Source organism: Roseisalinus antarcticus (assembly GCF_900172355.1).
Classification (GTDB): Bacteria; Pseudomonadota; Alphaproteobacteria; order Rhodobacterales; family Rhodobacteraceae; genus Oceanicola; species Oceanicola antarcticus_A.
In genome coordinates this window covers 1-8872 of sequence record NZ_FWFZ01000063.1, presented here as the reverse complement: position 1 = coordinate 8872, position 8872 = coordinate 1, and the positions used below count along the sequence as shown (strand labels likewise).

The following is an 8872-nucleotide window of genomic DNA, read 5'->3' as shown; positions in this document are numbered from 1 at the left end:
TGCGAGATGCGTCCCTTGGTCAGGCCGACGCGTGTGGCGAAGGCGGTCTTGGTTTCGGAGGTGTTGAGTTTAGTCAAATTCGCCCCCTGACGCTGGAGGGGTCATGCGCTGCGCTCCCCCACATACGAAACTGCCCAAAAGGAACCGCCCGGATGGCTGCGGTCCTGTGTTCCTGCCCGCTAACAACGGTTCTGATGTTTTGACGGGCTATCCCGAGCCGTGCCGCCCGTTGCCGATCTGTCTGGTTAGGGTGGGTGGGTTGGGTGGGGTGATCCCGGCCACTTCCCGTAACTGTCACATCACATGCGTTGTGTGTGGTGTCATGTCGGCACGATGGCTGTTCTACGTCACTGACAGTTTCGGTGACAAACAAGGAATATGGCTGGGAGCACCTAACCAAACCCACCCAACCTAACTGAACAATCCGGGAATAGGTGTCACGCATTGGCAGCCCTCCGGAACGGATCAGAACCGTCGGGCGTCGGGGCGGCATCGCGGTCCACCACCTCCATCTGCCAGTGCGCCCGGTTGCCGCTGGTGCCTGCCGCGACAATGCGGCGGCCTGCGACGATGCGGTTCTGATGCGAGGACAGCCATTTGCCCAGCCGTGTGCCGTTGATCGCCCCGCCTTCGCCTGCGACCCGCAGCAAGGCCTCGCGGAACTCGGGGTTCACGAACTCGGGCTTGCCGTAAAGCTGGGCGTGCTGTGCGGCCGCCCGCTCGATGATTTCACGCACCGTCACGCGGTCGGTGCCGATGACCGATCGCCATTCCTCCAGCGCCGCCGTCAACGCCTCCAGCTTCGGATCGGCACCGCGCATGCCCTCCATTGTCTCGCAGGGGTCAGCCTCGCCCAGCCAGATCAAGGCATCGCGCACCCATGACGACCACGCGGTGAATGAGCCGAGGGGAACGGTCTGCGCCGGGCGGCCAGCGATGTGAAAGGCCCGCAGGATCATCAGACCCGCTGCGACATAGTCCCCGCGCGTCTGGATCACCATGGCGACAGGATCGCGGTCAAAGGCGCGCAGTTCTGGTCGTTCCACCCCGGCATCCAGCGTGGCGCGGATGGCGCGGCGAGTCATGTCGCCTGCCAGCGTGAGGTTGTTGCCGGTGGCAAACATCGTCGCGTTGCTCGGCACCTCGGCGTTCATCGACTTGCCGAGGATGCGGACCTTCAGGCTGGTCTGGGTCATCGCCTGGCAGAGCAATTCGCCGCCGAGCGGTTCCTCGCAGTTGTCGATGGCAATGAGCACGTCGCCCGCGATCAGGGCCGAGCCAAGCCGCTTTTCCATTTCATCTTCGGATTTGCCTTGCGCAATCACCGGCGCTGGTCGGCTGGTGGCAATGATGCTGGCCAGATCGACCAGCATGGACTTGCCGGTTCCCGCCGTCGGCGCGTTGAAGCCGTGCAGGGGGGCCGTGGGCAGCGAGCGGCGGATCAGCGTGGTCAGGATTGCCGACAAGGCAACCGAGCGGTCGGCATGTGTCACGAATGGGAAGCTGGCGATCAGGTCGCGCAGGAAGCCCAGCGCGCGTTGGGCGGTATCGCGGTCGGGATCGCGAGTCAGCAGGGGGAAGCGTTCGCCCTGTGGGTCGAACAGCAGGCCAGTCTGCGCATCATAGCCGGGCTGGTCGAGGATCGAGCCATTCTCGCGCAGAGTGGGTGCGTTGATGATCCCGGTCAGCACCGGCAGCCGCCATTGCCCTTCGCGCGCCAGATAGGTTTCTGCCAGCCGCTGCGAACAATCGGTATTGACCCAATCCCCGGCGCGCATGTCGAAGCGCTCCCAATAGGCGGCCTTTGTGAATGCCTCGGCCATGTGGTGCGCCTTTACGTGCACCAGGCGCGGCGCGTCGATCTGGCGGCCGCCCGAGATGGCCACCGGGACCATGGCCGGGCGCACGACGATGCTGCCGCGCTGATAGAAGCCGAGGCCAGCGATGATCAGCGCATCCTCTGCCTCGTCGATGGCTTCGGGCATCTGGCCAGCGCGAATGCGGATGAGGGGCCGGTTGCCCTCGGCCGGGACGGCATCGCCTGCGTCACGGCTTGGGCGGGCCGTGCGCACCCTGCGCGGCAGTTCCGTACGCCAGCCATTCTGCTGAGCCAGCCAGAACAGCGTGCCAACGGTCACGGTGCGCACGCTGGCAAAGCTGTCCCATTTTTCGGCGGTATGGGCAGGATCGTTTTTCGCGGCATCAGCTGACCAAGTCTCCCACAGGTCGCGCCCGTCTGCGCCAAGTGCTGCGTAAAGAGCGAGGCCGACCTTGATCCAGTCGTCATAGGGCAGGTCGTTGTTCGGGATGTGCGCGACGGCTTCCGCGATCAGTTCGCGCGATGGTGCCTCCTTCGGCTTCAGCCCGGCGACCTTTCGCCCCTCGCGGTCAATCTCGCGCCGCTCGGTCGTGGTCTGGCCGCCGACCTTTCGCAGGTAATCCTCAGCCACCGTGATAAAGGCAGCACAGCGGTCCCGGCTGACAACCGGCAATTCGTGCAGAGGCACGTCGAGCGGTGAGCATTCCGGCCAGTGATAGGGTGCCTTGGTGTCGGGGTGGATGCCGAAGCCGACGAACTGCTGCCCTGTCGCCAGCACCTCGACCCGCGCCACGGTGCCGTCCAGCATCTGGAACTCGGGTGTCTGGACCTTGTCGAAGGGCGTATCGGTGCGGAAGGCGAGCAGCACCTTCGGCGCGCGCCCGATACGGGAGAGGGGCGAAAGCCCCAACATCTCGGTCGCGATGCCGGTCAACCGGTGGGCGTGATCGCTGTCCAGCACGTCGATATCGACGCCGACCAGGTGCCCGCACAAGAGGCCGGTATTGGTGCAGTTGCGCTGTGCCTTCGACCAGCGGGTGATCTCGGCCTCATCCGCGCTGGCGCAGACAGTCTCCCATCCTTTCATCATTGGCCGCTTGCCTGCCGCCTTCATGGCGACATGCGCGCCCAGCACTGGCACCGGGCGATAGCCGTTGCGGTGTAGCGCCAAGCGCAGGGCAGTCGGATCCTCGGGCAGGGATGGGTCCATGGGGAACGCATCCGCCGCGTCGGCGCTGGTGGTGTCGTCGGTCAGGCGGGTGGCGTCCTCCATGCTCAATCCTCCTCCAGTTCCCAGCAGGCGAAATCGTCGTCCCAGCGTTCTTCGTGTCCTGCCATGCTGCCGACCAGGGCGTGCGGGCCGAAATAGACCTTCTCGGCAATGCGACGCGGATCGCGGTCCCGCGGGGTAGTGACCCGGACATGGCAATCCAGTTCGGTCCGCACCCGGTCCAGCGCGGCAATCGCCAGTCTGGCCTCCACATGCGGTGTGGTGCGCGGGATGGATTGCATCACGACATGCATCAGCACATCGCGGCATGCCCTGATGCGATTGCCGAGGACGACATGGTCATCGGTGGTGATGTCGAGAAGCCAGTCGTCGTTCATTGCGCACCCTCCTGCATCTCGATCCAGCCGATCAGCCTGGATTTCCGCGCACAGATCACATTGCCCATCCGGAACACCGGCAGCTTCACCTTGGCCTCAGTCGCGTAATAGTAGACCTTGCGCCGTTGTTTCACGTCTCCGAAGACGAAGACCGCGATGGCATCGGCACCTCGCAGCAAATCATCGGCCAGCGCCGGGCAAGCCTTCTCAGTGGCGGGTCCAGCCCGCAATCCTTCCTGCATATCCTGTCCTCCTAGGTGCGGATCAGCGCGCCCAGCGCGTTGATCGTTCTGTAACCGACGGCAAAGGTGATCATCGCATCCCCGCCGACGCTGAAATCTTCCTGTTCCCTTCGCTCCCGCTCGGGCCCTTCCGGCAATTCAAACTGGGCCAGAAGGGCAATCTGCGGATAGCCCATTCCAGCGGTGTCATTCTGGAAGGTGATCTTCCCCGTCAGAAACCGCCGCTCGATCTCAACGCGCAAAAAGGCATCCCGCATCTCGGCCATGGCATGCGTCAGGGTGCCGAGCCGTACCCCGTCAATCAATGATGCGACGGCTTCCCCGAAGCTCTGCTCCTCGTTGCCGTCCGGCATCATGATGTCGAGGATGGCTTCTGGAAGGTCGCCCCAGTCCTCACGCTGGTCTATTGGCAATCCCAGTTTGGTTTGTATGTCCTCCATCTCGAGCGGCCAGTAAGCTTCAATGGCACTGGCTGCGTTTTTCACCTGATCGGCGGCCATGACCGCGATCAGCAACCGGGCACAATCGGTCGCGGTCATTTGCGCTGCTCCCGGTCCTCTCCCGCCCGACGAGATCAGTTTCGCTTCGCGTAGGTGCCGCGCGTACATCGCCACCGTCTGCTCAGGCATTGGCAGCACCTGTGCGAGGGTGGGAATAAGATCGCTCAGCTTGGCCATTGGTGCGGACGTCTCCTTGGGATGTTTCAGACCATAACTCCGAAACTACTGGCACACAAGATAGTTTCGGAGTAAAAATCTGAAACAGGTATCCACCCCGATCGCTTTCGCCTCGCCAACTCAGCGCACGCATGGCAACACGACAGGCTGTCTGGGGTCAACCCATTGCCAAAGCAAGGAAAACCATGGCCACGATCCGCAAACGCACGCTGCCGTCGGGACTGGTCCGCTGGCAGGTGGACTTCACCGACCAGGCTGGCAAACGGAGGTCCAAGCTGTTCCCGCGCCGCAAGGACGCCGACGTCTATCTGGTGAAGGTCCGCTCGCTGGTCGCCAACCACACCTATCTGGCCGACAGCGACAGCACGACAGTGGCCGAGGCCGCCAAAAATTGGCTCGACCATTGCGAGGTGCGCTGCAAGACGGGGCGGCGGATGGAACGCTCGACCCTGCGCGGTTACAGCGACTATGTGCGGCTGCACCTGAACGCGCCGGTCATCGGGATTGGGGACAAGCTGATCGCCCAACTGACCCGCCGCCATGTCAACGAACTTCGCGACAGGCTGCTGCTGAACGGTCGGTCCGAACACCTGACCCGCCGCGCCATTTCGGTGCTGAAGCTGGCCCTCGACCATGCCATCGACAATGGCCAGTTGTTCACCAATGCCGCCACGGGCGTGCGGGTGATCAAATCCAGCCGGATCGAGCACAAGGCCCCGGTGCCGTCGAAGGAAGCGATCCGCGCTCTGATCGAGGCCGCCGACGAGGATTTCAAACCACACCTGATCGTTTCGGCGCTGGGCGGTCTGCGCGCGTCAGAATTGCGGGGTCTGCGCTGGCAGGACGTCGATTTCGACAAGGGCTTCATCTATATCCGCCAGCGCGCCGACGCCTACAACCAGATGGGCGAGCCGAAATCGCGCGCGGGGTTCCGGGACATCCCTGCCGGGCCGATGGTGCTGAACGCCATGCGCCGCTGGAAACTGCGCTGCCCGAAAAGTGAGTTGGGGCTGGCCTTCCCCGCGCCGCAGGGCGGGATCCTGCAACACACCCGCACGCAGGACCGGTTCCGCAAGCTGCAGGAAAAGGTCGAGGTGAAGATGCGCTGGCACGACCTGCGCCACTTCGCCGTGTCTCTGTGGATCGAACAAGGCTTCTCGATCAAGGAGATCATGACCTTCGCGGGCCATTCCTCCATCCAGATGACCATGGAACGCTACGGCCACCTTTTCCCCTCGCCCGACCACCAGAAAGCAATGGCCATGGTCGAGGCGAAGCTGCTGGGGTAAGCTTTTGCCATGACGTGGCTCCCGAACCAAACCCTCGCTGATTTCGCCAACGTCGCGCGGCTGGCGGGCGTCACGCTGGCGACGGACGACATCCGCATTGAGACGCTGCCTGCGCCCCACGCGTCACCCACGCAGCTGCCAACGGGCCAGATGGCCGTCTACGTTTTCACCCACGGTGCTGACGTCCTGAAGGTGGGAAAGGTGGGGCCCAAGAGCCAGCCACGCTACACCAGCCAGCACTACAATCCGGGCAGCGCGCAGAGCACGCTCGCCGCATCAGTGATTGCTGACGCCGAGCGTTTGGGGTTGGGCGAAGCTGACATGGAGGAGATCGGAAACTGGATCCGGGCGAACGTGGATCGGGTCAACATCCTTCTTCCTACCCAACTCGGTGTTCCAGTCTTGACGCTGCTGGAGAGCTTCCTGCAATGCCGCCTGCGACCGCGATACGAAGGCTTCAAGAGCCAGCGTGGGTGATGGCCGATCTGGTTTCCCGTTTCTTCGCAACTGTTTGCGGCAGTTCCGTGCGACACGACGCCGACGTTGCGTGTTTAAAAATACGATAAGTCTCGGAGTTCAAAAGACTTTTTCAGTCCAAGGGGTGGGCCTCATAACCTGAAGGTCGTAGGTTCAAATCCTACTCCCGCAACCAAAAAAAAGCGCTAAATCAAACGCTTAAAGCCCGACCTAAACAGTCGGGCTTTTGCTTGTGCAAAACGTGTCAACGCCACGTCAACGTTTGGCGAGTCGCATGTGAAAAGCAGGGTCCGTTTGACGCTAGCTCCCAAAAACGTCTTGTGGCAGCATCGCTGCATGATCGAGTTCCGCAACCTCCCCGATGACCATCCCGACCTTGCGCATTCGCCCCTGCTGCGTGCCGCGCAACTGACACTTCAGCACGCGCACGACCATGGGGCGATCGGTCTGACCAAGACGAAGGCGTTCAAGCGGGTGTTTGTTCACTGGGCTGTTGAGCACTTTGCCTGGCCCGGGAAAAGCGCAGAAGAGATCTTCCGCTATAGTAAGGTCATCAATGAATACGAATTCCCACCACTTGAGGTGCTGCACTACCTTTTGATCACGTTGCGCCTTGGGCGGCATTTCAAGGGCGAGTTCCGGCTGACCAAGCGTGGCGCAGAGCTTTCACAGGCTCCAACGCGGCTGTTCACTGAGATCATCCCTTTTTTTGTTCTCAGGATCGACCATACCTCCTACGCCCGCTTTGATGATCGTCCCTTCGGAAAGTGGGACGTATGGATGAACGTGATAAATGTCGAAGCCGACCATGGCATAACCGAGCGGGCGCTGTTCGCAGCATTTTACGGTGAGGAACACGACTGGGACAATGCGGGATGGCGGGAAATGGCGGCGTTCTCATCCTGCGTCTTGCGTCCGCTCGAATGGGCGGGACTGCTCGCGCAAACCGCTGAAGAGCGGGGCGGAAAGCACATCCACCACGTTTTCAAAACACCCCTCTGGCGCAGCGCACTGCGTCTCGACACTGACAATGTGCTGCAGCCTGTTTCCGTGCAGTAGATCAGCGGTAAACGGGGCCTTTCCTGCTGCCCGCGCCATGTACGGCGATAGACCGGTCTCTGCTCTTGCACGCCATGCGTGCCTGGCCCAGCATGAAGCAGTGCGTCGACACGAAGGGCGGGGAGCCGACCTTCGCTGCGCACCGGTCAAACTGGTGAGGTGCGGACAAACCCGCCTTTTGCAGGCGCAGCTTTCGCTCACGCAGAAAACGCTCGTATCTGCAGCACCGCTTTTTTGACAGCGCAGCACACTTCGCTGAAGCGGCCATTCAAGTGCTTTGATCGTGGTCGATCCCAAACTGACCTTTAGCTGTTTACAGTCGCAACAGACGAGCCGCGAACGTTGTTGCCATTCATCGACTTAGATCAAAATGCCTGTCCGCATGGCAAAGTAATTTCCAAGTGCGGTGCGTTTACTTTTCAGCCCCGCCATGTTTTTTGAACCGTGTTTTGAAGAACTCCCGATGCGGAAAGATCAATATTGAGGCTGCTAACACGAATGAAGAGAACACCATGAATATGTCGCAACTAAGCCTGAAGGGGCTTGAGGTTTTTCATTTAACGGCTGGCCATGGATCGGTTCAAGCTGCTGCGCGAGAAGCCGGATTATCGATTAGCACCGTCTCTCACCATTTGCGAAGTCTTGAGGCACAACTGGGGGTCGCCCTTCTAAATCATGCGCGGCGACCGATGACGCTCACACCAGCGGGCATTGTGTTTTTTAAAAATGTCGATGAAGCGTTAAAGCTAATCCGAATGGCACAGGCTGAAGTAACTCTTGGGAATTTGACCGAAGCTCGCCATCTAAAATTTGGCCTGATTGAAGACTTCGATAGTGATATTGGACCAGAATTGGCGGTGCTCTTGGCGAATGGCATGCCTAAATGTGATTTTGCCCACTATACACGGTCTAGCAGCGAGATATTGGACATGTTGAGGGTCATTCATTGGACATCGGTATTGCGAGTAGCCCCAATAATAACACTGACCAGCTGAAAGAAATCCCAATGCTTCGCGATCCCTTTGTGCTGGCTGCGCCTGCAAATTGCACAATCCGCCCGGAAGATTTTCTGGCAGGATCGGCGGAACTGACAATGTTGCACTACGCAAAGGATCAACAGATCAGAAAGCAGATCGAAGCACAGCTACGACGTTTGAAAATTGACATCCCCGTTAGGTTTGAAATTGAAAGTAACCAGACAATGATGGCGATGATTGCGGCTGGTGCAGGCTGGGCTGTGACGACACCAACCTGCTACTTTCGGGCCCGGAGGTTTCACAAAAAAGTCCAGCTACACGCTTTTCCCGCAAAGGGCTTCGCGCGTCATCTATCGCTATTCGCACGCGAGGAATGCGCCGATGAAGTTGTAGGAACCATCAATGCAGCGATGCGAAATCTTATCGAAATACGCCTAGTCCATCCGGCAACCGAGGCGATGCCGTGGCTGAACGATGAGCTGTATCTACTTCCTATGACGGCAAACCCCTAAGAATGCATCAGATAATATTGAATTGGCTGCGGATCATAGCATCTTGATCCGTCGAGAGATATTCTGGATGATGGGTGGCGAGGATCGGTGTTTGTCAAAGTAGTTGTCCGCCGATTTCATGCGGCGTCTCTGATTTCAGGGGCGCTGATTTCGGTTTCTGGGTTAAGCCAGACGGGTCCGGCAGGTTGCCAGTTGCGGGTTTTGCCTGACCA

Annotated in this window: 9 protein-coding genes; 5 read left to right on the top strand and 4 right to left on the bottom strand. The window is 60.2% G+C overall.

Annotated features, from left to right (window positions below; all coding sequences use genetic code 11):
- Nucleotides 1–437 precede the first annotated feature (437 nt).
- Genes ROA7023_RS22380 through ROA7023_RS22370 form a run of 4 tightly spaced genes read right to left on the bottom strand, consistent with a single transcriptional unit; the run spans nt 438 to nt 4346 of the window.
- Nucleotides 438–3092 (bottom strand): PriCT-2 domain-containing protein, encoded by a 2655-nt coding sequence (locus ROA7023_RS22380; RefSeq protein WP_159458645.1) that lies wholly within the window; start codon nt 3090–3092, stop codon nt 438–440.
- A 2-nt stretch (nt 3093–3094) separates the two neighbouring features.
- On the bottom strand, nt 3095–3427 hold the full coding sequence (locus tag ROA7023_RS24630) for a hypothetical protein (protein ID WP_159458644.1): 333 nt from the start codon (nt 3425–3427) through the stop codon (nt 3095–3097).
- Entirely contained in the window at nt 3424–3669 is a 246-nt protein-coding gene (locus ROA7023_RS22375; protein WP_234992413.1) for a hypothetical protein, read from the bottom strand. The genes ROA7023_RS24630 and ROA7023_RS22375 overlap by 4 nt, the downstream gene beginning before the upstream one ends.
- Nucleotides 3670–3680: 11 nt before the next feature.
- Entirely contained in the window at nt 3681–4346 is a 666-nt protein-coding gene (locus ROA7023_RS22370; RefSeq protein WP_085881193.1) for a hypothetical protein, read from the bottom strand.
- A 185-nt stretch (nt 4347–4531) separates the two neighbouring features.
- Here ROA7023_RS22370 and ROA7023_RS22365 point away from each other — a divergent pair, with 185 nt between their 5' ends.
- From ROA7023_RS22365 to ROA7023_RS25385, 5 genes are all read left to right on the top strand, one after another.
- The gene (locus ROA7023_RS22365; RefSeq protein ID WP_085881192.1) at nt 4532–5635 is read left to right on the top strand and encodes a site-specific integrase; all 1104 of its coding nucleotides are present in this window, start codon (nt 4532–4534) and stop codon (nt 5633–5635) included.
- Nucleotides 5636–5644: 9 nt separating this feature from the next.
- Nucleotides 5645–6112 (top strand): hypothetical protein, encoded by a 468-nt coding sequence (locus ROA7023_RS22360; RefSeq protein WP_085881191.1) that lies wholly within the window; start codon nt 5645–5647, stop codon nt 6110–6112.
- Nucleotides 6113–6448: 336 nt separating this feature from the next.
- Nucleotides 6449–7171 carry a hypothetical protein gene (locus ROA7023_RS22355; RefSeq protein WP_085881190.1) on the top strand — a complete coding sequence of 241 codons (723 nt, stop codon included), beginning with the start codon at nt 6449–6451 and terminating at the stop codon, nt 7169–7171.
- A 512-nt stretch (nt 7172–7683) separates the two neighbouring features.
- The gene (locus ROA7023_RS25390; protein WP_234992412.1) at nt 7684–8166 is read left to right on the top strand and encodes a LysR family transcriptional regulator; all 483 of its coding nucleotides are present in this window, start codon (nt 7684–7686) and stop codon (nt 8164–8166) included.
- Nucleotides 8118–8660: a substrate-binding domain-containing protein gene (locus ROA7023_RS25385; RefSeq protein WP_234992411.1), complete on the top strand. Its 543-nt coding sequence runs from the start codon at nt 8118–8120 to the stop codon at nt 8658–8660. The genes ROA7023_RS25390 and ROA7023_RS25385 overlap by 49 nt, the downstream gene beginning before the upstream one ends.
- The last annotated feature ends 212 nt before the right edge of the window (nt 8661–8872 follow it).

What these genes read in the sequence shown, in the direction of transcription:
- ROA7023_RS22380 (WP_159458645.1), bottom strand. Translation starts at nt 3,092, where the DNA reads ATGGAGGACGCCACCCGCCTGACCGACGACACCACCAGCGCCGACGCG.
- ROA7023_RS24630 (WP_159458644.1), bottom strand. Translation starts at nt 3,427, where the DNA reads ATGAACGACGACTGGCTTCTCGACATCACCACCGATGACCATGTCGTC.
- ROA7023_RS22375 (WP_234992413.1), bottom strand. Translation starts at nt 3,669, where the DNA reads ATGCAGGAAGGATTGCGGGCTGGACCCGCCACTGAGAAGGCTTGCCCG.
- ROA7023_RS22370 (WP_085881193.1), bottom strand. Translation starts at nt 4,346, where the DNA reads ATGGCCAAGCTGAGCGATCTTATTCCCACCCTCGCACAGGTGCTGCCA.
- ROA7023_RS22365 (WP_085881192.1), top strand. Translation starts at nt 4,532, where the DNA reads ATGGCCACGATCCGCAAACGCACGCTGCCGTCGGGACTGGTCCGCTGG.
- ROA7023_RS22360 (WP_085881191.1), top strand. Translation starts at nt 5,645, where the DNA reads ATGACGTGGCTCCCGAACCAAACCCTCGCTGATTTCGCCAACGTCGCG.
- ROA7023_RS22355 (WP_085881190.1), top strand. Translation starts at nt 6,449, where the DNA reads ATGATCGAGTTCCGCAACCTCCCCGATGACCATCCCGACCTTGCGCAT.
- ROA7023_RS25390 (WP_234992412.1), top strand. Translation starts at nt 7,684, where the DNA reads ATGAATATGTCGCAACTAAGCCTGAAGGGGCTTGAGGTTTTTCATTTA.